This is a genomic window from Gloeobacter kilaueensis JS1 (assembly GCF_000484535.1).
In the GTDB taxonomy this organism is placed as follows: domain Bacteria; phylum Cyanobacteriota; class Cyanobacteriia; order Gloeobacterales; family Gloeobacteraceae; genus Gloeobacter; species Gloeobacter kilaueensis.
Genome location: NC_022600.1, coordinates 1,847,186 through 1,870,040 on the forward strand (window position 1 = coordinate 1,847,186; position 22,855 = coordinate 1,870,040).

General features: G+C 61.6%; 21 protein-coding genes. 13 read left to right on the top strand and 8 right to left on the bottom strand.

Translation table 11 applies throughout. The features are described 5' to 3' along the window. Positions 1 to 18: 18 nt before the first annotated feature. The 7 genes from GKIL_RS08715 to GKIL_RS25900 all read left to right on the top strand — a co-directional run bounded on the left by GKIL_RS08715 (position 19) and on the right by GKIL_RS25900 (position 3,225). Complete coding sequence (locus GKIL_RS08715; RefSeq protein WP_023173164.1) at positions 19 to 297, top strand: YciI family protein; 279 nt, start codon at positions 19 to 21, stop codon at positions 295 to 297. A 268-nt stretch (positions 298 to 565) separates the two neighbouring features. Next, the gene (locus GKIL_RS08720; RefSeq protein ID WP_023173165.1) at positions 566 to 775 is read left to right on the top strand and encodes a ribbon-helix-helix protein, CopG family; all 210 of its coding nucleotides are present in this window, start codon (positions 566 to 568) and stop codon (positions 773 to 775) included. A 31-nt stretch (positions 776 to 806) separates the two neighbouring features. Further along, the gene (locus GKIL_RS08725) at positions 807 to 1,427 is read left to right on the top strand and encodes a GNAT family protein (protein WP_023173166.1); all 621 of its coding nucleotides are present in this window, start codon (positions 807 to 809) and stop codon (positions 1,425 to 1,427) included. Next, on the top strand, positions 1,424 to 1,708 hold the full coding sequence (locus GKIL_RS08730; protein WP_023173167.1) for a hypothetical protein: 285 nt from the start codon (positions 1,424 to 1,426) through the stop codon (positions 1,706 to 1,708). Before GKIL_RS08725 ends, GKIL_RS08730 begins: the two co-directional genes overlap by 4 nt. A 9-nt stretch (positions 1,709 to 1,717) precedes the next feature. After that, a complete protein-coding gene (locus GKIL_RS08735; RefSeq protein ID WP_023173168.1) occupies positions 1,718 to 2,260 on the top strand; it encodes a hypothetical protein in 543 nt (180 codons plus the stop codon). An 87-nt stretch (positions 2,261 to 2,347) separates the two neighbouring features. Further along, positions 2,348 to 2,788 carry a hypothetical protein gene (locus GKIL_RS08740; RefSeq protein ID WP_023173169.1) on the top strand — a complete coding sequence of 147 codons (441 nt, stop codon included), beginning with the start codon at positions 2,348 to 2,350 and terminating at the stop codon, positions 2,786 to 2,788. Beyond that, positions 2,785 to 3,225, top strand: a complete 441-nt coding sequence (locus GKIL_RS25900) for an HNH endonuclease (protein WP_023173170.1) — start codon at positions 2,785 to 2,787, stop codon at positions 3,223 to 3,225. Before GKIL_RS08740 ends, GKIL_RS25900 begins: the two co-directional genes overlap by 4 nt. Positions 3,226 to 3,241: 16 nt before the next feature. On the opposite strand, the gene GKIL_RS08745 is transcribed toward GKIL_RS25900, so the two are convergent. After that, on the bottom strand, positions 3,242 to 5,182 hold the full coding sequence (locus GKIL_RS08745; protein ID WP_023173171.1) for an aconitate hydratase: 1,941 nt from the start codon (positions 5,180 to 5,182) through the stop codon (positions 3,242 to 3,244). A gap of 131 nt (positions 5,183 to 5,313) precedes the next feature. Between GKIL_RS08745 and GKIL_RS08750 the strand changes: the two genes are divergently transcribed. Further along, positions 5,314 to 6,054 carry a DUF4261 domain-containing protein gene (locus GKIL_RS08750; protein ID WP_023173172.1) on the top strand — a complete coding sequence of 247 codons (741 nt, stop codon included), beginning with the start codon at positions 5,314 to 5,316 and terminating at the stop codon, positions 6,052 to 6,054. Here the strand turns inward: GKIL_RS08750 and GKIL_RS08755 are convergent. From GKIL_RS08755 to gatA, 4 genes are all read right to left on the bottom strand, one after another. Next, positions 6,051 to 6,401 carry a hypothetical protein gene (locus GKIL_RS08755; RefSeq protein WP_023173173.1) on the bottom strand — a complete coding sequence of 117 codons (351 nt, stop codon included), beginning with the start codon at positions 6,399 to 6,401 and terminating at the stop codon, positions 6,051 to 6,053. The two genes, GKIL_RS08750 and GKIL_RS08755, sit on opposite strands and share 4 nt — an antisense overlap. A gap of 143 nt (positions 6,402 to 6,544) precedes the next feature. Then, complete coding sequence (locus tag GKIL_RS08760) at positions 6,545 to 9,694, bottom strand: efflux RND transporter permease subunit (RefSeq protein ID WP_023173174.1); 3,150 nt, start codon at positions 9,692 to 9,694, stop codon at positions 6,545 to 6,547. Positions 9,695 to 9,723: 29 nt separating this feature from the next. Continuing rightward, positions 9,724 to 10,908 carry an efflux RND transporter periplasmic adaptor subunit gene (locus GKIL_RS08765; protein ID WP_245595932.1) on the bottom strand — a complete coding sequence of 395 codons (1,185 nt, stop codon included), beginning with the start codon at positions 10,906 to 10,908 and terminating at the stop codon, positions 9,724 to 9,726. 355 nt (positions 10,909 to 11,263) lie between these two features. Then, entirely contained in the window at positions 11,264 to 12,718 is a 1,455-nt protein-coding gene (gene gatA, locus GKIL_RS08770; RefSeq protein WP_023173176.1) for an Asp-tRNA(Asn)/Glu-tRNA(Gln) amidotransferase subunit GatA, read from the bottom strand. Positions 12,719 to 12,883: 165 nt separating this feature from the next. On the opposite strand from gatA, the gene pdhA reads away from it, so the two are divergent. Together pdhA and GKIL_RS08780 are read left to right on the top strand one after the other, a co-directional pair. Beyond that, positions 12,884 to 13,882 carry a pyruvate dehydrogenase (acetyl-transferring) E1 component subunit alpha gene (gene pdhA / locus GKIL_RS08775; RefSeq protein ID WP_023173177.1) on the top strand — a complete coding sequence of 333 codons (999 nt, stop codon included), beginning with the start codon at positions 12,884 to 12,886 and terminating at the stop codon, positions 13,880 to 13,882. Between the two features lie 5 nt (positions 13,883 to 13,887). Beyond that, positions 13,888 to 14,874, top strand: coding sequence for a pyruvate dehydrogenase complex E1 component subunit beta (locus tag GKIL_RS08780; protein ID WP_023173178.1), 987 nt, complete (start codon positions 13,888 to 13,890; stop codon positions 14,872 to 14,874). 5 nt (positions 14,875 to 14,879) lie between these two features. Here the strand turns inward: GKIL_RS08780 and GKIL_RS08785 are convergent, their stop codons facing one another. Genes GKIL_RS08785 through GKIL_RS08795 form a run of 3 tightly spaced genes read right to left on the bottom strand, consistent with a single transcriptional unit; the run spans position 14,880 to position 19,857 of the window. Then, positions 14,880 to 16,289, bottom strand: a complete 1,410-nt coding sequence (locus GKIL_RS08785; protein ID WP_023173179.1) for a di-heme oxidoredictase family protein — start codon at positions 16,287 to 16,289, stop codon at positions 14,880 to 14,882. Between the two features lie 18 nt (positions 16,290 to 16,307). Continuing rightward, the gene (locus GKIL_RS08790) at positions 16,308 to 18,188 is read right to left on the bottom strand and encodes an iron uptake porin (RefSeq protein ID WP_023173180.1); all 1,881 of its coding nucleotides are present in this window, start codon (positions 18,186 to 18,188) and stop codon (positions 16,308 to 16,310) included. 4 nt (positions 18,189 to 18,192) lie between these two features. After that, positions 18,193 to 19,857, bottom strand: a complete 1,665-nt coding sequence (locus GKIL_RS08795; protein WP_144080362.1) for an iron uptake porin — start codon at positions 19,855 to 19,857, stop codon at positions 18,193 to 18,195. A gap of 237 nt (positions 19,858 to 20,094) precedes the next feature. Between GKIL_RS08795 and GKIL_RS08800 the strand changes: the two genes are divergently transcribed. The 3 genes from GKIL_RS08800 to GKIL_RS22550 all read left to right on the top strand — a co-directional run bounded on the left by GKIL_RS08800 (position 20,095) and on the right by GKIL_RS22550 (position 22,832). Continuing rightward, positions 20,095 to 20,778, top strand: coding sequence for a hypothetical protein (locus GKIL_RS08800; protein ID WP_144080363.1), 684 nt, complete (start codon positions 20,095 to 20,097; stop codon positions 20,776 to 20,778). A gap of 222 nt (positions 20,779 to 21,000) precedes the next feature. Then, positions 21,001 to 21,588 carry a metal-dependent hydrolase gene (locus GKIL_RS22545; RefSeq protein ID WP_023173183.1) on the top strand — a complete coding sequence of 196 codons (588 nt, stop codon included), beginning with the start codon at positions 21,001 to 21,003 and terminating at the stop codon, positions 21,586 to 21,588. A 533-nt stretch (positions 21,589 to 22,121) separates the two neighbouring features. After that, entirely contained in the window at positions 22,122 to 22,832 is a 711-nt protein-coding gene (locus GKIL_RS22550; RefSeq protein ID WP_023173184.1) for a response regulator transcription factor, read from the top strand. The last annotated feature ends 23 nt before the right edge of the window (positions 22,833 to 22,855 follow it).

Here is a 22,855-nt window from a genome sequence, read left to right on the forward strand (position 1 = left end):
CACTTCCACCGGCAGGCCATGGAAAAAAAGCTGTTCGTCAAGATCGAGCGGGGAGTCGTTCCCAAAACGATCTTCGACCTGTCCGTTCCGGATCACATCGCCTACGTTCACGCCCTGCGCAAGGATGGCAGGCGGGTCGAAAGCGGCTACTGGGCCGAGCGGGGTGGTGGGATGATGCTCTTCGAGGCGGCATCTATAGAAGAAGCAGAGGCAATCGTCGCCGCCGATCCACTGGTGCGCAGCGGCTGCGTCGAATTTGAGCTGCACGAGTGGCGCTGCATTGCCCCTCAGGAGTGAGCACCTACCGCCAGCACCAGACAGAGGGCGGCAAGGGCACTCTGCCACTCCCGGCGCACCGTCGCCCCCAGCGCCTGGCTGGCTCTGCGCTTATTCTAGCGGCTGGAATTTGCCTTCAGCGGTGCCTGGCTCAAGCGAACGGATACAGCTGCAACGGCTATTGAGAAAATTGTACGGCCTGGGAGAACCCCCAACCCAGAAACGACTATTGTTTTTATATAAAAAATATGGCATAAGTACACTATGGTCGAACAGGAGGAGAGCGACTTTGGACAAAAAGACACTGATCTCGCTGCAGTTGTCGGCGGCGGAACTGGAACTGCTCAACGAGTTGAGTGCCAGAAAGGACATGAGCAAAACGGCGATCATCCGTCAGGCTCTGCGGATGATGGGGGTGATCGAGCGGCGGTTGGAGCAGGGCGAAAAATTTTACTTCGAGACCGCTGACAAACAAAAAGCGGAAGTTTTGCTCTTGTAAACAAGCTTGAGCCTTCGACAGGGGGTGTTCTGTGAAAGTAGCGTTAGAGCTTCTGCGCGCAGGCGACAACCAGCGAGTCCCGGCTGAGATCGTCCCGCTTGCCCTCAGGCACCTCGAGGACTTTAGAACTTACTGGCTGCCGGGTCTAAAAGGTTCGACTCAGCAGGACAGGCACTGGGATTGGACAGTCAAGTGGCTGGTCACCAACACACCCAACTTCGAGCGCTACGCGATCGTCTGCGATCAACTGACGCAGGGATTGATGCTCATCGAACTCGACTGTCACCGCTCCCGCGTCGTAGCCGGGGCAAGCCTGGTCTACATCGACTTCATCAGTATCGCCCCCTGGAACCGCCGGGCGCTGAGCGAGACGCCCGCCTACAAAGGTGTCGGCACCGCCCTGCTCTGCTGCGCTGTCGCCCGCAGCAAAGTCTACGAGTACAAGGGCCGGATCGGACTGCACGCGCTGCCGAACGCCGAAGGCTTCTACCGAAAGCTCAAACTGCGCGATTTTGGGCCGGACGCGAGCAAGCAGAACCTTCGTTATTTCGAGCTAGAAGAGTACGTGATCGAAAGCTCACCGCTATTTCAGACTGAACTGGCTCGGGGCACGGCACCAGAAGATGACCCATTATCGGAGCAGAGGGCATGACGATAGACCCCACAAAAAACTGGTTGGATCTGGCGGTTCAACTGGAAGAGGCCGCCGACTGCGATATCTCTGCCGGACTGGATCTCGGCGCTTATCTGAGCGAATACCTGGCAGAAATTTGCAGCGATCGGCGCATCGTCCACGAGGCTGTTCTCGAGGTCTTGCTCGAAAAATTTGGCGATTTTCTCTCCCCTCGCGACCTCGAAGAGATTGCGATCGTCACCCAGGAGCGCCTGATTGCCAAGTTGCGCCAGAAGTTCAAACCCCCCATAGTTGCCTAGCGAGGCGATATGTCAAAAGATTCGAGCAAGGTGACGCGGCTTTCCCGTGCCCCTTCAGCTAAAAAGGTCGCTCGCAACATGGCCAGCGCCTCCCGCGACGAAATCCGGGAGATGTTCGACGAATTTATCGATCTGCTCGATCACCGGCTCGAAAAAAGAGCCGACGAAAAAGAAAAGCGAGCCGAGGCCAAACTCCGGCGGCTCGAAAACAGCATCAACAAGCTGGTGAACTACCTCGACGCGATGCGCAACGGCGAACCGGCCAGTGCGGTCTTGAAGGTGACGACCGAGCTTGAGAATGCCGATATTGCTCTCGCAAGCATCACCCTGCCCAAAGAAGAATACTACACCTATTCCTGTAGCCAGCTCGCCGAAAAGCTCGACGTCCGCCCCTACGACGTTCAGATGCTGATCAAAAAGCTCGGCCTCCGGGGCGACCCGCGCTACCACCTCTGCATCAAGTCCGGCAAAAAAGGCCAGTTCCACAAGTGGTCCGCCCAGGCGCTTGAGGCGATGCGGGACGCTCTCAAAGCATCGCCGGTGGGCCGATGAGCGCGCTGAGGGGAAGGGGGTCAGGGGGTTAGGTCAGAAGGGAAGAAACAGCTAGGATACTCATAGGAAAGCTGCGAGGTAGCCATCGTGAGTGATCCAGTGCGTTACGTAACTAACCAGGAGGGCGAGCGCGTTGGCGTTCTGCTCGACCTTGAATCCTATCGACACCTTCAAAATCAGCAGCAGAGCCGACGTGACTCTGAGGAGTTGCAAGGGTTGAGCGATGAAGAGTTAAGGGCTCTCACTATGGCCTGGTTGGCCCCTGACGCGCAAGCTCAGCTCGATAATCTACTTGCCCGGAATGCCGAAGGCGATCTACCGCCCGAAGAGACTACCCGGCTCGACGAGTTGCTAGCTAGAGTCGATCAACTAGCTTTGTTGGTCGCCCGCGCACGGCTCACTCTTCGTAAGAGTAAGAGCGCGTTCAATGCCCTCGTTTCCGTAGTAGATGCAGGTCCGAAAGAAATCCAAGATAACCTGGAACCTGACTCACCACGAACTGTACGGAATAACGCTGAAAACCAGTGAGGAAGTCTATTCCGCCAGATCTACAGCGCCAAGTTAAAAAACACTTCGATGGTTACTGTGGCTGCTGCCATTCGTGGGAAAAGCTAATACCTGTCACCTTTGAGTTCGACCACATCGTACCGGCGGTGGCTGGAGGCACGTCTACCTTCGAGAATCTAGCCTTGACCTGTCCAACCTGTAACCGAAACAAGGGAAGGAGGCAGAGTGCCTCCGATCCGAAAACAGGAATGACGGAGAGCCTCTTTCATCCGCAACAGCAGGTATGGGACGAACACTTCGCTTGGTCTGAAGATGATACGCAACTAATAGGATTGACACCCACCGGCAGAGCGACGATCGAGGCACTGCAGATGAACCGGCCAGATTTGATGCGGGCGCGCAAGATTTGGAGGCAAGTAGGTGAACACCCTCCAGACAGGGACAGTCGGCTTCCTTGAATTTGAGGAAGCCTGCCTACACCGTTGCGGCCTCAGCCTGCTCGCTTTTGATTTTATTGAGCAAACCACCAGCCAGGATCACCTCCCGCTCCCGCTCGGTGAGGGCGGCTTTGACGGTGAAGGTGGTCTTTTGGGTCAGGTTGCTGACCCTCAGTTCTCCCGCCGCCAGCCCTTCTAAGACGCCATCGATGCGCAGTTGATCGCCCGGCTCGATGCCGTCGTAGTCGGCTTCGTCGGCGAAGGTGAGGGGCAGAATGCCGAAGTTGACCAGATTGGCCCGGTGGATGCGCGCAAAGCTCTTGACGAGCACCGCCCGCACCCCCAGATACATCGGAGCGAGGGCGGCGTGCTCGCGGGAAGAACCCTGGCCGTAGTTGCTGCCGCCCACGACGATCGACTGACCGGCGCTGCGGGCGCGCTCGGGAAAGGTCGGATCGACGCGCATGAAGACAAATTCGGAGATGGCCGGAATATTGGATCGCAAGGGCAGTACCTTTGCTCCGGCGGGCATGATGTGGTCGGTGGAGATGTTGTCGCCCAACTTGAGCAGGACCGGCGCTTCGAGGCTCGTCCGGACAGGCTCAGCTAAGGGCACAGGTTTGATGTTGGGACCGCGCTCGACCTCGACGCTCTGGCCGTCGGCGGGCGGGAAGACGAGCATGTTGTCGTTGATGAGAAAGTGCTCGGGGGTGGCGACGGCGATAGGCGCAAGCTCAGCCAGATCCCGTGGGTCGGCAATCTGGCCTGTGAGGGCGCAGGCGACGCAGACTTCCGGGCTTGCCAGGTAAACCAGGTCTTCGCTGGTGCCGGAGCGGCCTTTGAAGTTGCGGTTGAAGCTACGCACCGAGACGCCGCCGGTGGGCGGTGCCTGGCCCATGCCGATGCAGGGGCCGCAAGAAGATTCGAGAATGCGGCAGCCGGCGGCAATCAGATCCGCGAAGTAGCCGTCGCGGACGATCATCTCGAAGACCTGCTTGGAGCCGGGGGTCACCGTCATCGAGACATCGGGATGGACGCGCCGACCGCGCAGCATCAAGGCGGCGGTGGCCAGATCTTCGTAGCTCGAATTGGTGCAGGAGCCGATGCAGACCTGGACGACCGGTGTGCCGGCCACCGAGCGGACGCTGACGACGTTATCCGGGCTGGAGGGGCAGGCGATCAGCGGTTCGAGGGCGTCGAGGTCGATTTCTACCAGCTCGTCGTAGCTGGCATCCGGATCGGCGGCAAGGGGTACCCAGGCATCCTCGCGGCCCTGGGCGGAAAGGAAGTGGCGCGTTATCTCGTCGGAAGGAAAGATGCTCGTGGTCGCTCCCAGTTCCGCTCCCATGTTCGTGATCGTAAAACGATGCGAAGCGCTCAGCGAGGCGACGCCGGGACCGGTATATTCGACGATCCGGCCTGTGCCACCTTTGACGCTCAGGCGGCGCAGCATCTCAAGGATGACATCCTTGCCCGAGCACCAGGGCTGCAGGCGGCCAGTCAGTTTTACGCCCAGGACGCGGGGAGTGGGGATAAAATACGGCTCTCCCGCCATCGCCACCGCCACATCCAGGCCGCCTGCGCCCATCGCGAGCATCCCGAGACCGCCGCAGGTGGGCGTGTGCGAGTCAGAACCCAGCAGCGTCTGGCCAGGCACCGCGAAGCGCTCGCGGTGGACCTGATGGCAGATGCCGTTGCCGGGGCGCGAGAAGACGATGCCGTAGCGCTCGGCCACCGACTGCAGGTAGCGGTGATCGTCGGCGTTCTCGAAGCCCGTCTGCAGCATGTTGTGATCGACGTAGGAGACCGATAGCTTCGTGCGCACCCTGGGCAGGCCCATCGCCTCGAACTGCAGGTAAGCCATCGTGCCGGTGGCATCCTGGGTGAGCGTCTGGTCGATGCGGATGCCGATTTCGGCTCCGGGGGACAATTCGCCGCTCATCCGGTGGGCACTCAAAATTTTGTAGGTCAGGTTCATCTTGCCGCTCGCTCGTGATCGGGCCTGAGTTTTCTTTCTTAGTGTATGCGAGGGTACAGGTCGGTATCGGACGCTGCCGTTTGGCTGAGCGATGGTACACTGCGGTGCGACACCTGTGGGCACGCACATCTATGGAATCACACCCGAGCGATGGTCCCGTCGAGATCGTCCTGGGCATCCCCGGCCACTGGCCCGAGCCGGATGCGATTGGCCAGGCAATCTTAAGCCAGAGCGAGCGGCTTTTTTTTGCTGGTTCGATGCTCATCGACTCGGGAACCGACTCGACACTGCAACTGGACGTAGCGGACCACGATCCGCAGCTGCAGCGGGCCTTTGAGCTATCCGCCTCCACGCCGCACGATCCGCAACTGCTCAAGGCAATCGGTTCTCACACCTATGCGCTCTACCTCATCGGTGCGGGTGGCTCCCTCGACGCTGCCCAGAACATGATGAGCACCGCGATCGAGCTGCTCGACGCCGGTGGTCTGGCGGTCAAGGTCGAATCTTCCGGTCTTTCCCATAGCGCCGAGCGCTGGCGGGAGCTGGCCGAACGGCGGGGAGTACTCGCTTTGCTCGAAAGCTACGTGACGCTGGTGCGCAGCGAGGAGCAGTTCTACACCTGCGGGATGCACAATCTCGGGGTGCGCGATCTCGCCATACCCGGCCACCTGTCCCCCGAGCAGGCGGCAATTGCCCTGCAGGGCTTTTCGCAGTACCTGCTGCTGCAGAACCCGAGCCTGAGCGACGGGGATACCTTCAGCCCCGGTCCCCAGTTTCCCACCTACCGGCTGGTGGCGGAACCCTGCACCCTCTACCCGGAAGGCGACCTGCTCTACAACCCGTTTGGCTGGTGGCGTCTGTTGCCCGCCTAGCCGCCCAGGCTCATCCAGCAGAGGATGACGGCGGTGAGCGTCCCAAATAGACCCAGCCAGCGCAGGTGCTCCTCGCCTTCGGCCTGCCAGCCGAAGGCGAGCAGATAACCGACAATGATCAAAAAACAGACGGGCGGAAGCCAGTTGTTACCAGCATTAATAGAAATCTCCCAGCCCGCCAGGACGGCTAAAAGCAGCCGGGCATAGCGGGTGGGCAGGGCGACGTTATTGGTCTGCATACCCAGAAAAAAAGCCGGAAAGCGGGCGACCAGCCCCTGAAAGTTCCAGGCAAAGGCAGCCAGAACCACCCAGAGCGCCGCTTCAGCCAGCATATCGGTGTTGATCACGCTCCTTCGCTCCCAACGGAGGTTGTTGCTGTCCGCCCCCGGCGGACATCTCTGGTATCTTATCCGCCCAGAGACGATTGTCAGCAAGTTTTCTTGAGATTGAGAGCGAAGGCTGGATGGCAGCTCCTCTGGGATTTTTGAGATCATTCGGCGGGCGTCTGGGCCTTGGCGATCGGCTGTGGCTCACTGTGGCGGCCAAGCACGCGCTCGCGGATGCTCACGATCACGATGTAGAGCACAGGTACCACAAACAGGCTCAAGAAAGTCGAGATCACCATGCCGCCCACCACCGCCGTGCCCAGCGACTGGCGGCTGGCCGCTCCCGCTCCCTCCGCCACCACCAGGGGCCAGGTGCCGAGGATAAAGGCGAACGAGGTCATCAAGATGGGCCTGAGCCGCTCGCTCGCCGCCTCCAGGGCCGCCTTTGTGATCCCCAGACCGCGCTCCCGCGCCTGGTTGGCAAATTCGACGATCAAGATCGAGTTTTTGCTCGCCAGACCAATCAGCATCACCAGCCCGATCTGGGTGTAGACGTCGTTGGGAAAGCCCCGGACGGTGAGGGCGACCAGCGCCCCGAGGACGGCCAGAGGGACGGCCAGCAAGATGATGAAGGGCTCTACCAGGCTCTCGTACTGGGCAGCGAGCACCAGATAGACAAAGACGATACCCAGAGCAAAGATGAGCGGTGCCGCACCACCGGAGGTCTTTTCTTCGAGCGAGATGCCCTTCCATTCAAAGCCCATCGTCGCCGGCAGGTTCTGGGCGGAGAGTTTTTCCATCGATGCGAGGGCCTGACCGGAACTGTAGCCCGGTGCCGGGTTGCCGCTGATCTCGATCGAGCGGAAGAGGTTGAAGTGGGTGATGATCGACGGCGCGGTGGTGGGCGTGATCTTGAGCAACTCGCCCAGGGAGACGAGGCTGCCACTCTGGGAACGCACGTAAAGGGCGCGGATGTCGCGGGGATTGGAGCGGAATTTTTCGTCGGCCTGCACGTACACCCGGTAGCTGCGGCCAAAGAGGTTGAAGTCGTTGACGTAGCGCGAACCGAGGTAGGTCTGGAGGCTATTGAAGATATCCGAGAGCGACACGTTGAGCGACTTGGCGCGGGCGCGATCAACCTCGATAAGCAGTTGGGGCGAGTTGGGGTTGAAGGTGGTGAATAGCCCCTGCAAACCCGGCGTCTGGTTGCCCTGGGCGACCAGGCCCTGGGCGGTACTGGCAAAGGTCTGGATGTCGTTGTTGCCCTTGTCCTGCAGTTCGTAGGTAAAGCCACCGAAGGTACTCAGACCCTGGATCGCCGGAGCGTTGAAGGGCACGACGATCGCTTCTTTGATGCCCAGGAGCGGACCGCGCACCCGGTTGATAAAGGCGAGCATCTGTTCTTCAGGCTTGTGGCGCTGGGACCAGGGCTTGAGGGTGGTAAAGATGACACCGCTGTTGGCCGCACTGCCGTTGAAGCCAAAGCCGCCCACCGCGAAGGTGCCCTCGACCTCGGGCTGCTTGAGCAGGAGCTTTTCGACCTGGCGCATCACGTCGCTGGTGTAGTTGATCGAAACCCCCTCCGGTGCCTGGACGAGCGTAATAAAGTAGCCCTGGTCCTCCTCGGGCAAAAAGGCAGAAGGGGTGCGCAAGAAGAGCCAGCCCGTCACCCCGAGCAGGGCGACAAAACCCAAGATCACCAGAACGGACACGCGGGTCAGGCGCTCAAGCAAACCGGCGTAGCCGTTGCGGAAGCGCTCGAAGCCGGCGTTGAACCAGCGAAACAAAATAAAGTTCGACTCGCCCGCCTGCTGGGTCGAGAGCAGCGCCGCCAGAGCCGGGGTGAGTGTCAGGGCGTTAAACGTCGAGATGATGATCGAAAAGGCGATCGTGAGGGCAAACTGCTTGTACAGTTGCCCCGTCGTTCCGGGAAAGAAGGCGACCGGAATGAACACCGCCATCAGCACCAGGGCGATGGCGATCACCGCCGCCGTCACCTCGCGCATCGCCTCGGAGGCGCAGTCTTTGGGATCGACGCACTGCTCTTTGCTGGTGCGGGCAATGTTTTCGATGACGACGATCGCGTCGTCTACCACCAGCCCCGTGGCGAGGGTCAGACCAAAGAGCGTCAGCGAGTTGATCGAAAAGCCGAAGAGCTTGACAAAGATAAACGTGCCCACCAGCGACACCGGAATCGTGATGGCCGGGATGAGCGTCGCCTTCCAGTCCTGCAGGAAGACGAACATGACGATTACCACCAGCACGATCGCCTCGATCAAAGTTTTGACGACTTCACCCGCCGACTCCTGAATAAAGTCGGTGGTGTCGAAGGCGATGCGGTATTTTACGCCTGGCGGAAAGCTCTTCTGCAGTTCTGCCATGCGGGCTTTGACGCCTTTACCGATGTCGAGGGCGTTGCTGCCGGGGATCGGATAGACGCCGAGGCCGACACCGTCCTGGCCCCGGAAGCGCAGGAAGGAGTTGTAGTTTTCGGCTCCCAGTTCGACCCGGCCCACGTCCCTGAGCCGCACCAGCGAGCCGTTGGGGTTGGTCTTGATGACCATATCGCCGAACTGGTCCGGCTCGGCCAGTCGCCCCAGCACCCGCATTCCGACTTGAAAAGATTGGGAGTTGGCGATGGGCGGCTGGCCAATCTGACCGGCTCCGACCTGCTGGTTCTGTTCGCTGATTGCTGCGACCACATCCTGGGCAGTCAGGTTGCGGCTGGCGAGGCGATTGGGATCGAGCCACAGCCGCATCGAGTAGCGCCGCTCGCCGAAGATGCGCACGTCGCCCACCCCCTCCACGCGCTTGAGGGCGTCCACCAGGTAGAGATCGGCGTAGTTGCTTAAAAACGTGTTGCTGTATTCGCCCTTGTCAGAATAAAAGCCCATGCCCAGCAGGGGCGCACCCGTCGTCTTGGTAATCGATACTCCCGTCTGCTGCACCAGACTTGGCAACTGCGAGAGCACCGTGGAGATCCGGTTCTGGACATCGACAGCGGCGATATCTTTGTCGCGATCGAGTTCGAAGGTGACGACGATCGTGCTCACGCCCTGATCGGAGGAGTTGGAGTCGATGTAGCGCATCCCTTCGACGCCGTTGATTGCGCGCTCGAGAATGGTGGTGACCGTCTCCTCGACCACCTGGGAAGAAGCGCCGACGTAGGTGGCGCTCACCGTCACCTGCGGCGGGCTGATCTCGGGGTACTGGGCAATCGGCAGCGACGGAATCGCCACTGCCCCCGCCAGCAGAATGATGACGGCGCACACCCCCGCAAAGATTGGCCTGCGGATAAAGAAATCGACGAACATACGGGCTCCTTAGCTTTGGGGCAGTGGGACTAAGGCTGGGCGACGATCGGTACGCCGTCTCTGAGTTTGAGAATGCCGGAGACAACAATTTTTTCGTTGGGCTTGAGGCCCGATTTGACCTGATAGGCGTTGCCCTGGATGTCGCCCAGTTGCACCGGACGCTGGCGGGCGACGAGCATGTCCGCTTTTTGACCGGGTTGGGCGACGAAGACGAAGTTTTGATCGGCCACCCGCGAGATCGCCGCCGTCGGCACCAGCACGCCCGGTTGGCGCTGCCAGACAACCCGCACCTGCACGAGCTGATCGGCCTTTAGGCGATTGTTGGGGTTGTCGTAGAGCGCTTTGACGAGCACTGCCTGGGAACTGGCATCGACGTTGGGAGCGATAAAAAAGACCTTGCTCTCGCCCGCCACCTTGCCCTGATTGTCGAGCAGTTCGACCGTCTGGCCCCGCTGCAGGCGGCTCGCCTGCTCCATCGGAATTGACACGGTCACCTCGAGCGGCCTGTTTTGGGTAACGCTCAAAAGCGAAGTACTCGTCGAAACGTAGTCGCCCACCTTGACCGGAATATTGCCGACGACCCCGGCAAACGGTGCCTGGATCTGGTAAAAGTTCAAGCTCGCCTGCTGCTGCTGCAGATTGGCCTGGGCCTGCTTGATCGAACCTCTGGCGGCGTTGACCTGGGCCTGCTGCGCCTCGATCTGGGCCTTGGTCGCATCGACGGTTGCCTGGGCTGCCTCGAAGCTCTGGCGGTACTGATCGACCGTAAGCTGGCTCACCGCCCCCTGCTTGCCCAGTTCGACGTAGCGGTCGTAGGTCGATTTTTGCAGCCGCAGGTTGGACTGGTTGGAGACCAGCGTCGCCTGGTAGGAGCGCAGCGTTTGAGAGGCGGAATTGAGGTTGGCCTGGCTGGTGCGCACGGCGGCAGCGAGGCTCTCGACGTTCGCCCGCTGCACCGAAGGATCGATCTCGATGAGCGGCGCTCCGGCGTTGACCGCGTCGCCGTAGCGCACAAAGATGCGCGAAACCTGACCGGCAACGCGCGGCTGCATCGTCACCGACTTGCGCGAGATGAGGGTGGCGACGTAGCCGGAGGTATCGCTGACGGTGGCATCGCTCACCGTCGCAACTTTGACCGGCACACCCTGGGCAGCCCCCGGCGGTCCGCCCCCCTCGCCCTTGGCCTGTTGCTCGCCGCTGCAGCCACAAAGCACACTCAAGACGAGGGCTCCTGCGCAAACTTGCAGACTTCTATGCTTCACCCTGCCCCTCCTGGTTGTGCAATTGCTGACGCCACCGGCACTCTGATGCCGAATATAACCAATTATTCACCCGGACGTTACCCCAGTGGTGTATGCGGTAACCCAGTACCGTTACAGCCTAACGAGAAGTGCTGAAAGCCCACTACTGGCTGGCTGTCGAACTTGCTCCCAGCCTTACGATGGGGGCAGATCTATGCAAATTAGCATAGATTAATGGCTGAAAAAAATATAGAGCAGCGGCTCAACTTTTTATCGCCTTCGAGCTGATTGGCAATGCCTTTTGCTGCTTTGCAAAGCAGCAAGTTTTTCACTGGGCGAGTTTGGGGGTGCGCTTGTGCCAGTCGGTGGCCTGCTCGTAGGCGTAGGCGGCGCGCAGGAGCTTGCTCTCTTCGAGGGCACCTGCCATGATCTGCAGGCCGATCGGTAGCCCCTTGCTGTCGAAGCCGCAGGGAACGCTCGCCCCGGCCACCCCGCCGAGGTTGAGCGGGATCGTGCAGATGTCCGAGAGGTACATGCTGAGCGGGTCGTTAACTTTGTCGCCGAAGGCGAAGGCGGTGCTGGGGGAAGTGGGACCGACCAGCACATCGACCTGGGCAAAGGCGTCGAGAAAGTCCTGCTTGATGAGCGTGCGCACCTTCTGGGCCTTGAGATAAAAGGCGTCGTAGTAACCGGCAGAAAGCGCGTAGGTGCCCAGCATGATCCGGCGCTTGACCTCGTTGCCGAAGCCCTCGTCGCGGGTGCGGCCATACATCGGCACCAGGGCGTCGGCCTCGCGGTCGCGCAGGCCGTACTTGACCCCGTCGTAGCGGGCGAGGTTGGCGGACGCCTCGGAGGTAGCGATGATGTAATAGGTCGAAAGGCCGTGCCGGAAGCGCGGGCAACTGATTTCTTGAATCTGGGCTCCCAGATCCCGCAGCGTCTCGATCGCCTCGAAGACGGCGTCCGCCACATCCGGATCGAGGCCGTCGCCAAAAAATTCTTTGACAAAGCCCACTTTAAAGCCTTTGAGGCCGCCTTTGAGCGCCCGGCGGTAGTCGGGCACCTCGACTTTGAGGCTGGTCGAATCGAGCGGGTCGTGACCGGCGATCGCCTGGAGCACCAGGGCCGTGTCCTCGACCGTGCGCGCAAAAGGACCGATCTGATCGAGCGAGGAGGCAAAGGCGACCAGGCCGTAGCGGGAGACCAGGCCGTAGGTGGGCTTGAGGCCAATCACGCCGCAGAAGGAGGCGGGCTGGCGAATCGAGCCGCCAGTGTCGGAGCCTAAGGAGGCCACCACCTGGGAAGCGGCCACCGCCACAGCCGAGCCGCCGGAGGAGCCACCCGGCACCCGGCTTAGATCCCAGGGGTTGCGGCTCGGGCCGTAGGCCGAATTTTCGGTGGAAGAGCCCATCGCAAATTCGTCGAGGTTGGTCTTGCCGATGATCACCGCTCCCTGGGCTTCGAGGCGGCGGGTGACCGTCGATTCGTAGGGAGGCTGGTAATTTTCGAGAATTTTGGAGCCGCAGGTGGTCGGGATGCCGGTCATGCAGAGGTTGTCCTTGACCGCCACCGGCACACCCGCCAGTAGCCCGACCTCCTCGCCACGGGCTATCCTGGCATCGACGGCCTCGGCCTGGGCGAGGGCCCGCTCGGGGGTAAAGCGCAAAAAAGCCTTTACCTTTGTGTCGAGTTGTTCGGCCTGCTGCAGGTATTGCCGGGTCAGTTCGACCGCCGAGCGCTCCTTGCCCGTCACCTGTGCCCGCAATTCAGCAATCGTGGCCATCTGTCTTTCTCACCGAGGTGGGTTGCTCTCTGGACCGGAGTCCATCGTATCGAACTTCACACCGGTTCTGGAGCGTGCGACACCAAAAGCGCCGAGGGAATTCGTAGTATTGTTAAGCAATTGCCAGCGCGCACGACACACTGCCCGGTTTTTGTGAGGTAGATGATGGTCCAAGAAAAATTACCCCCCACGCGCTTTGCGCTCGATCGCCAGGAAGCTTTGATTCTTTATCGCGACATGATCCTCGGTCGCACCTTCGAGGATACCTGTGCCCGGATGTACTACCGGGGCAAGATGTTTGGCTTTGTTCATCTTTATAACGGTCAGGAAGCGGTTTCGACCGGTGTGATCAAGTCGATGCGGTCCGACGACTACGTTTGCAGCACCTACCGCGACCACGTCCACGCCCTTTCGACGGGACTGACGCCCCGCTCGGTGATGGCGGAACTGTTCGGCAAGGCGACCGGTTGCTCGAAGGGCCGGGGCGGCTCGATGCACCTGTTTTCGGCGGAGCACAACTTTTTGGGCGGCTACGCCTTTGTCGCCGAGGGGATTCCGGTAGCGACCGGCGCGGCCTTTGCCGCCAAGTACCGGGGCACCGACCAGGTGACCGCCTGTTTTTTTGGCGACGGAGCCAGCAACAACGGCCAGTTCTTTGAATGCCTGAACATGGCGGCGCTCTGGAATCTGCCCATCCTCTACGTCGTCGAGAACAACCTCTGGTCGATCGGCATGTACCACCCCCGCGCCTCCTCGATCACCGATATCTACCGCAAGGCCGACGCCTTCGGCATTCCGGGGGTGCGGGTAGACGGAATGGACGTGCTCGCCGTGCGCGATGTGGCCAAAGAGGCGATCCAGCGCGCCCGCGCCGGCGAAGGGCCGACGCTCATCGAATGCACCACCTACCGCTTCCGGGGCCACTCCCTCGCCGATCCGGACGAGTTGCGCGATCCAGCCGAAAAAGAGTTCTGGCGTCAGCAAGACCCGATCCCGCGCCTCGCCGCCTTTATCGCCGAGCAGGGCTTCGCCGGTCCCGACGAATTGAAGCTCATCGATCAGGAGATCCGATCCGAGGTCGAGGAGGCGGTCGTCTTTGCCGAGGAGTCGCCGGAGCCGCCGGTGGACGAGCTGTATCGCTTTCAGTTTGCAGAGGACGAGTAACTTCGATGGCAGTCAAACTTTTTTTTGAAGCCCTCCACGACGCGCTCCAGGAGGAGATGCGCCGCGACCCCAATGTTTATGTGCTGGGCGAGGATGTCGGCCACTACGGCGGCTCCTACAAAGTCACCAAAGACCTGCACAAAGAATTTGGCGACCTGCGTTTGCTCGACACGCCCATCTGTGAGAACGCCTTTACTGGTATGGCGGTCGGTTCGGCGATGTGCGGTCTTAGGCCCGTGATCGAGGGGATGAACATGGGCTTTTTGCTTCTGGCCTTCAACCAGATCGCCAACAACGGCGGCATGTTGCGCTACACCAGCGGCGGCCAGTTCAAGATCCCGATCGTCGTGCGCGGTCCGGGCGGCGTCGGGCGGCAGTTGGGAGCCGAGCACTCCCAGCGGCTCGAAGGTTACTTCAACAACGTTCCTGGCCTCAAGATCGTCCACACCTCGACCGTCTACAACGCCAAGGGCTTATTAAAATCGGCGATCCGCGACGACAACCCGGTGATGTTCTTCGAGCACGTGCTTCTGTACAACCTCAAAGAAGAGATCCCCGACGAGGAGTACCTCCTGCCCCTCGACAAAGCGGAGATCGTCCGTCCGGGCCGGGATGTGACGATTCTTACCTATGGCCGGATGCGCCACCACTGCACCCAGGCGCTGGGAGCTTTGATCGAGAGCGACATCGACCCTGAAATTATCGACCTCATCTCACTCAAGCCCCTCGATCTAGAGACGATCGGCGCATCGGTCAAAAAGACCCACCGGGTCGTGATCGTCGAGGAGGACATGAAGTCCGGCGGCGTCGGCGCTGAGATCGTCGCCTCGATCGACGAGCACTTTTTTGACTACCTCGATGCGCCGGTGGTGCGCCTCGCCTCCAAGGACGTGCCGGTGCCCTACAACGGTCGGATGGAAGCGGCGGTGATCCCCCAGCCGGAGGACATCGTGCGCACCGTCGAGAACCTGCTCAGCCTGCAACCGGCTTAAGGCGCTCAGCGGGTCGTCTCCGGAATCCGCAGGGACTTGAGAAATTCGACTATCGCCCGGCGGTCGGCTTCGCTCAGGGCGATAAAGCGCCTGCGGCTGGCGGTCGCCTCGCCGCCGTGGGCGGCAATGGCGTCGCTGAGGGTGGTGGCCCGTCCGTCGTGCAGCCAGGGTCCGGTGTCGCCCACCCCCCAGAGGGGCGGGGTGCGAAACTGCCTGCCCGGAATATACTCGCCGCCGGTACTCAAAGTGGGGATCTCCTCCGCCAGAGTGGGGCCGAGGTCGTGGCGCTTGAGGTCGCTAAAAAGCGGCACGACCAGTTCGCCATTTTTTTTGCGGCGCAACTGGGGCACCGCCGCGCTCGGGTTGCCCCGGTGATCGGTAAGATCCCTTGCAAAGCCGCGATCCGGGTAAAACGGATCTTCGATCTTGTAGAGCGAATCGGCGAGGGGGAGGGCCGGAACGTGGCAGGTGGCACACCCGGCAGTGCCGAAGAGCCGTTCGCCCCGCGCTATGGCCTCCTCGTTCAGTTCCGCCGTATCCTGCTGGGGCACGCGCAGGAAGGCCACGTAGAGCACGATTGCCGAGACGTTGCCGGCGCTCAGTTCGTCTTTGACGCCGTCGCCGTCGTTGTCTACGCCCCTGCCTGCGACTTCGCTGGGCTCCATGCCAAAGTGAAAATCCGCCGCCTCCAGGGTCATCGCCCGAATCGAATGGCTGTGCCCCTTCCAGCCAAAGGGCCGCACCGTGAGGTCGCGATCGACGCCTGCGACCTGACGCCCATCGATCTGGCCGTTGGGCCGGGCGGTGAGCCGGCCAAAAAAGACGCCCTTGGCAACCAGCGGCACGCTCTGGGGCCGACCGGTCGCTTTTGCAGCGGCGAGGGCACGCTTGCGCTCTTCGCGCAATTCGGCGCTCATCTCGCGGGCCAATAGCTCGATATAACCGCTGCCGAAGGAGGAGGGCGGGTTGCGGAAGGTGCCCCGGCTCGCTGCCCCCGGCGAGACGCCTGAGAGTTTGAAGGCGGTGGCGACGAAGCCCCCGGCCCCGCCGTCGGAGTCGGCCTTCGACTGCAGGCTCGCACTCAGGCCGGTGTTGTTGTGGCATTCGAGGCAGGACTGCGAGTCGAGCCCCCGGAAGCGAAAGAAGGGACTGCCGGGCCGCAGGTGGGCGCGCCTTGGATCGCCGTGGCCGTCGAGGCGATTGAAGGGAGCCTGAAAGAGGCTTGAGCCCCGCGCAAACAACTGGGCAAAGGTGTAGCGCCCGGCGTCTACCTTGTCTTGATCGGTGTCGATGTCGGGGGCAATCGCCGGTTGATCGCCGTAGTCGAGGCCACCGGCCAGACTGTGCCCGGCGACGGCAAGGGTGCCCAGCAGGAGGAGGGCGGCGAGGGGCGGGGCAATGTTTTGCTTTGGCATCTTGGTGTGTGACAGCAATCAGAAGGTGAATACCGCCCGCAGCGCCGCGTTGATAAACAGCGGATTGACCGCGACGCTGTGGGGGGCAAAGATGAACTGCAGATCCGGGGTGACGCTCAGGCGCTCATCGATGGCAAGTCGCCAGAACAGCTCGACATCGGTCTCGCTGCCGCTGTCGGCGGTGAGCGGTGTGGCGGTACCGGCGGCGGGACTGGTAGAACCGAGCGCCCGGCTCGGATCGATGCTGCCGGTGGCGCTGAAGACGTGGGTGGGCTGGCCCACGGCGAGGCCCAGGGCGTTTTTCGGCCCACCCAGACCGGCAAAGACAGCGCCCAACTGCCACATGCTGCTCGCCGCCGTGCCGCTGCCGCCCAAAAGGCCGTTGTCGCCCAGATTGGTGTTGGCGGTGGCGTAGCGGGCAAAAAGGCCGAGTCCAGGGGAGGCGGCCCACTCGGCGTTGAAGGCAAAGACACTGGTCGCAGCGTTGCCCACGAGCGGCACGTCCTCGGGCTGGATCACCGCGTTGGCCGGGTCGATGCCCACAAAAAAGAGCGGCACCGTGTAACGGCTGTACTGCAGCCGCACCGCCAGGTTGGGGGCAGGCTGGATCTCCAGTTCACCGACGATCTGGTTGAGATCGCCCGTCACCCCACCCCGGCCAAAGCTGCGGGCAAGGCCGCCCTCGCCCGCGTTGTAGACGGCCCGAAGAGCCACCGCCGGGCTGATTTGCCAGTCGAAGCCAAAGCCGGGGCTGGTTTCAAGAATTGGGTTCTGGCCGGGAGTGTTGCCCACCACGCCCAACAGGAGCCGGTTGCGGGTAAAAAATGTCGAGGAAAAGTCGGTGAGATCGTTGCCTGCGAAGCTGTTGCGATCGACGATATCGCGCGGGTCGAGGGCCGGGCCAACGTAGTAGCGAAAGTTGGGGCCAAAGGCGGTGCTGCTGTACTGGATCTTGTCGAAGTCGAGCAGCATGCGGCCCTTAAAATCTCCCGCATCGCCGCCGTAGGAGAGGCCGCCGAAGTAGTAGGTGGCGAAGGCCGGGTCGGTGCCCGCCACCCCTCCCAGCCGCACCTGCAATAGGTCGTCGCCGGTGAAGCTGGTGAGCAGGTTCAGACGGGTGCGGGCAATAAAAGTGACGTTGTTGACATTGCCGGGAATATTGTTTTCCTGGTGGGTGAGGCCGCCGATCACCCCGATGCTGCCGTCGCTGCTCGCCGCCACGATGTTCGGGTTGTGCTGGGCGGCCTGGGCGTCGGCCACCGAGAACGCCCCCAACAGAAGCCGCGCCCCGCCTGTCGAACCGTTCGCCGCCCCCGCCGCAAAGATCGTTCCCCCGGCGTTGCCGCCGTTGACCGCCATCACGATGTTGCCGGCGAGTTTGGCGGTGATCGAAAATTGCTCGCCTTCCAGGCGCTTTGCCTGGTTTTCGAGCGAACGCACCCGGCCTTTGAGCACGCTCAATTCGGTCGCAAAGCTCAGGCGCAACTGTTCGAGGGTGTTGAATTCCTCGCGGCTCACCCGCTCGCTTTTGCTCTCGGCCACCAGCTCATCGACCTGCTGCAAAAAGGCGCGCAGGCCAAGGGCAAATTCGTAGCGGCTGAGAGGACGGCTCCCGCCGAAGCGGCCATCCGCTTCGCCCTTGAGGATCGGGTGGTGGGCGCTGAGGTTTTGGACGGCCCGGTACGCCCAGTGCTCCGGCGGCACGTCGTCGAGGTCGTTCACCGCCGCCTGGGCCACCGCCTCGCCGCCGAGTTCCGCCCTCGCCGCCGCTTCCTCCGAAGGGCGGCCCTCGATCGCATCGAGGCTGAGCACGGGCAATTCTTCCTCTGCCCGCAGCGCCGTAGCACTCAGCCCGAGAGCCAACAATCCGTAGAGCAGGACGTGGGGCAGTGTTTTCATGACTTCAAAAGCGCAGAATGCCGACGACGCTGCCGACGGTGAGCAGTGGGTTGGTGTAGACGTTGCCCGGCTGGGAAATCAGTTGCAAGTCGGGCTTGATCGTGATCCGGTCGCTGAGGGCGTACTGATAAAAAAGCTCGAAGTTGGTCTGGGTGCCGGTATCAGCGAGCAGGCCCGCCCCAGGAGCGTAAATGTGAATCGGCTGGCCGATGGCGACGCCGATGCGGTCGGCGACGCTGCCAAAGACCCGGCCAATCACCAGCGCCGTTGACCAGCTGCTGATGCGGGCGTCGCCCGCCTGGCCGCCGTTGGTGACGAGGCCATAGCCCAGCCTGCCGTTGATGCCCACGTCGTTGCTGATCTGCCAATCGACGCTCAAAGCGAGGGCGTTGGCGACGCCGGGAGCACCGCCGGTAATCAGATTGGCAAAGGTCTCGGGCACCTCGTCGAGCACCGTGCCCGTTGCGCCAAAGCCGCCGTTGCGGCTCGCCCGGTTGTAGAGCAACTGCAGCGTCAGGTTGTCGGCGGGGCGAAATTCGACTTCGGCGAGAAACTGGTTGTCGCCGCCAAAAAGTCCCCCGGCGAAGGGTCCGCCCTCCGCCCGGTTCTGTCCGCCTTTGAGGGCCATGTAGGCGGCGCGCACGCTTAGGGATTCCGAGGCGTACCAGTCGAGGGCTGCCCCCGAACCTTTCTCCTCGCCGCGCGGCAAAAATTCGAGGGGGTTGCTCTGGAAGCTGTGGCGCAGGAAGGCCGTCGCGTTGATGTCGGCGATCGCACTGCGGCCAATAAATTCACGCGGTTCGAGGCGGGGACCGACGATGAGGCGCACATCCCCTGAGCCAATCGGGAAGTTGTAATAAAATTCGTCGATCGCCACCCGAGCGAGCACACTCGGGGTCGGATTGCCCGGCTCACCGCTCAAGTCGGTGTTAGAACCGGCGAAGTTGAAGATCCGGCCACCGCCGTAGGCGCTGGTGGCCGAGCTGCCCGCCTCGCCGCGAATCAAAATTTCCAGTAAATCGCGGCCCGTAAAGCTGGCGGTGAGTTTGAAGTCGGTGCGCACGGCGAGCGACAGCGGCACCTGGCCACTGCTACGGCGGGCGGCGGTGCTGCCGTCCTCGCTGCCGTAGTCGGGATTGTCGAGGCCGTACTCCTCCTCGAAGGCACCGCTGCGGTTGAGGGGCGTGGGCGAGAGATCCCGCGCCGCCGTACCGGCGGAAAGACCGACGTAGACCGCCCCGCTCATCTTGACGATGGGCGAGAACGACTCGGCCTGCAGTCGGGCGATGCGCGTCTCGAGCGCTTCGATGCGCCCTTCCATCGAGGCGAGCATGGGCCGGTACTCCTGCTGCAGGCGGCTTACCGCCTCCAGATCGGCGCGGGTTACCTCCTTGCCGCCGCTCAGCTCGCCGTTCATTCGGCCCAGTACCTGATTGAGGCCGACCGCAAACTCGTAGCGGGTGAGCGGCTCATGGCTGTCGAAGGCCCGCTCAAGATCGGCGTTGTCCGCCCGGTAGGTCTCGATGAGATGCTGCAGCGCGCCGTAGGCCCACTGGCCCGGCTGCACGTCCTGCAGACTGTCCGCCGCCGGAACCGTCTGGGCACCTGCTGCCGCCTGGTTGACCGCCACCAGCAAAGCGGCCATCGCTGCGCACACGCTCGACTTCACCACTGCATCAGAGAGGATCGAGAACGGACTACCTATAGCACCCTGAAAGCTTAATAGCAATGACTCTCAACAGGGAATCACGCTTAAGTAGCAGCCGAAGAGTCCGGAACGTGTGCAGGACACGAAGAGCAGCGATCGGTGGATCCTTGAAGTTCGCCCTGCGCTGACATCCGATCCCTACAGGTTTGCTAACGGATCCCAGACTATTGCAAATAAATGCGATTTAGTCCTATGCTGATGCTCAGCAATTTTCACGACGAAGAGCGAGCGATGAAGGGTGCGTGGATAGGTGGGTTTGCTCTGGCTCTGCTCCTGGCGGGCGGGGCAATCGGTGCTGAGGACAAAGGCAGTGCTGCGGAGCGCCAGGCCGTCGAGACGCTGGTGGCCGCCTACAGCACTGCGGCCTCAGCCGCAGCCGACGGTGACTTCGAGCAGGCGCGCGAGGCGTTTCAAAACGCCCAGGCTCTGCGCGATTTTCACCGCGACAAGATCATGGCGAGCAGCCTGGTGGCGGCCCGCGAGATGACCGAGGCCGACACCACCGCCGAGCGCGTCCTCGCCTCCCTCACCCATCCAAATACCAGCGTCGCCAACCTCTTCGATCTGATGCAGCGCAAGATGGAAGCGGTCTACGCCACGCTCCCCAGCCCCCCTGCCACCAGTTCGACGGAGGCGATCAAGCAGGTGCGCCAGCAGTTCGACGCCGCCCTCATCGAACTCAACGAGCGCGAGTTTCCCCAGGCGCTCGAATTTGTCGAGCGCGGTGCCTCCGCCCTCGAGGCCAACCACAGTCTGCTGGGCGATGCCGACTATACAAGGCTCAACACCTCAGTCGAAGCGGCGCGCAGCGCCCTTAAAAATCAGCAGTTTCGAGCCGCCCGCCGGGCGCTCGACGAGATCCTCGCTGCCCTCAACAAGTAGCGGCGGGAACCAATCGCCGCCGGCCACGTCCGGCACTGATAAGCTGGGGCGAGAGAGCCTGCGGCCAGCTGTCCTTCCAGAAAGCCGCCGGAAGCAAAATCCAAACCTTTCCTTCGCATTGACCGATATTTCCCCAAATTGGGATTTAATAGGACTGTTCACGGTCTCCTCGTTGCGCTTACTCGTTGTCGCTCACTGTGCGCTGTCGATGCGAGCTTTTCGATGAATGGCGGCACCCATGTAGCCATTGCCAACCTGAGTTATCTGACTTTGGGCCTGGTGGCCCAGAGCCAGACGGGCATGGATTTGCCGGTCGATTGGACCCATGTGGCGGTGGTCTCGCTGTCGGGGGTATTCGCTGACATCGATTGCCCGACCGCCTGGCTCGGGCTGCAGATCCCGCTTTTAGGACGTTTGCTGGAGCGCGCTTTGGGCCGGCGCGGCTGGACGCACACGTTCTGGGCGGCTCTGGCGTTCAGTCTGCCGTGGTCGCTCATCGACCGGAGCCTTGCCCTCGCCGCCCTGGCAGGCTATCTTTCACATCTTTTGGGAGACAGTTTGACCTGGCCGGGGCTGTTGCCCTGGCGGCCTCTGCGCCTGCCCTTTGGCATTGTTCTCTTTCGCAACGGCAGTTTTTGGGATGTCGTGATCGGGATGAGCGCGATTATTGGCAGCTGGATCTGCCTGGTGCATCGGGTCGGCTCCGCCGCCGCCCGCGCTATTCAAGATCCGCTGACCTGGGGGATGATTCTGCTGTTGGTGGCGCTGTTGCCCGGCTGGCTGCTCTCGACGACGATTCGCCGCATCTAGTGCCCCTATCTGGTGCAGGCTTGCAAGCGAAACCGTGGATATAAACCTGAGTATAGTTGACACAATCAGCAGCTAGAATTCCCGGCCCATGGGCAACGGACCATTCGCCCCGCTGATAATAGCGATCAGGTCAACAAACGCTAACAAGGAAAATTCGCAAAACATTCTTCATGATCGAAGCTGGTTTTTTTTGCTACTGTTATGATTGTATTCCTCATTCTGAAATCCTCCTGCTTCCAGTATGCCTGCTTCGATCGTGTTTTTCTGTCCTGCTGACCAGAGTGCTCCCGACCAGTATCGGCAGTCCTGGTCGAGGTTCTTGTTTTTCACTGGTGGCGACGCTGCCGTTGCGTGCGCGCTCACGTCTACAGACGAGCAGACCTGAGCGTTTCTGCATGTAGCCTGTACCGGCGGCCTATAGAAATTCAGGCCGGTGCGTCGGGAACTTGAACAGGTCACAACCTCAGCGGAGGATGTGCCTGGCCATCAGATTGCGGTCTACTTCCCTTTCCCCCATTTTGAGGAGTCCTGAAATGCAGTTTCCCCCTATTGACAGCGACAACGCCCGAGTTGCGATCATCTGCGATCATCCTGTAACGGCCTACGCCCTCAAGCGGCTGATCAAAGAAAACACTCCCCTGTCGCTGGCGATGCACCTCACTGCTGCGACTGTCTGCCGCGAGGTTTTTCACGAGCGGCCCGTCGATTTGATCGTCCTCGAAGTTCACGCCGCTACCCAGCGCGAGCAGACCCTCGTCCGCCACCTGCGCGCCTGGGCACCGGGGGCACGGCTTCTTGTCATGTACGCGGCGAGCGAAGCCGGAAGCGCCAGGGCGCTCGTCGAGGCAGGTGCCGATAGCCTCTGGACCGAGCACTCTTCGCTATCAGTTCTGCTCAAGGTCATGCTCAAGACCCTGGCTGGTGTGCGCTGGGTCGATCCTATCTGCGATGGACAGTCGATCGACGAAGCTTGTGCCGGCTCCGAGGGAGCGCTCGCCCCCTTTGCCGCCCGCCGCCCCGAGAGTACGGCCCAGACCACGCCCCTCTCGCACCGCGAGCGCGAGATCCTCGCTTTGATTCAGCAGGGCTACTCCAACCAGCAGATCGCCGCTCATCTTTATCTGAGCGTGAATACCGTCAAAAACCACATGAGCCGCATCTTGATGAAACTGAGTGCGACCAACCGCACCCAGGCGGTGCTCAAGGCGATGAGTTCCGGTATGGACCGCGTCGCCAGCATCTGAATTGCGACTGCCGGACACCTGGA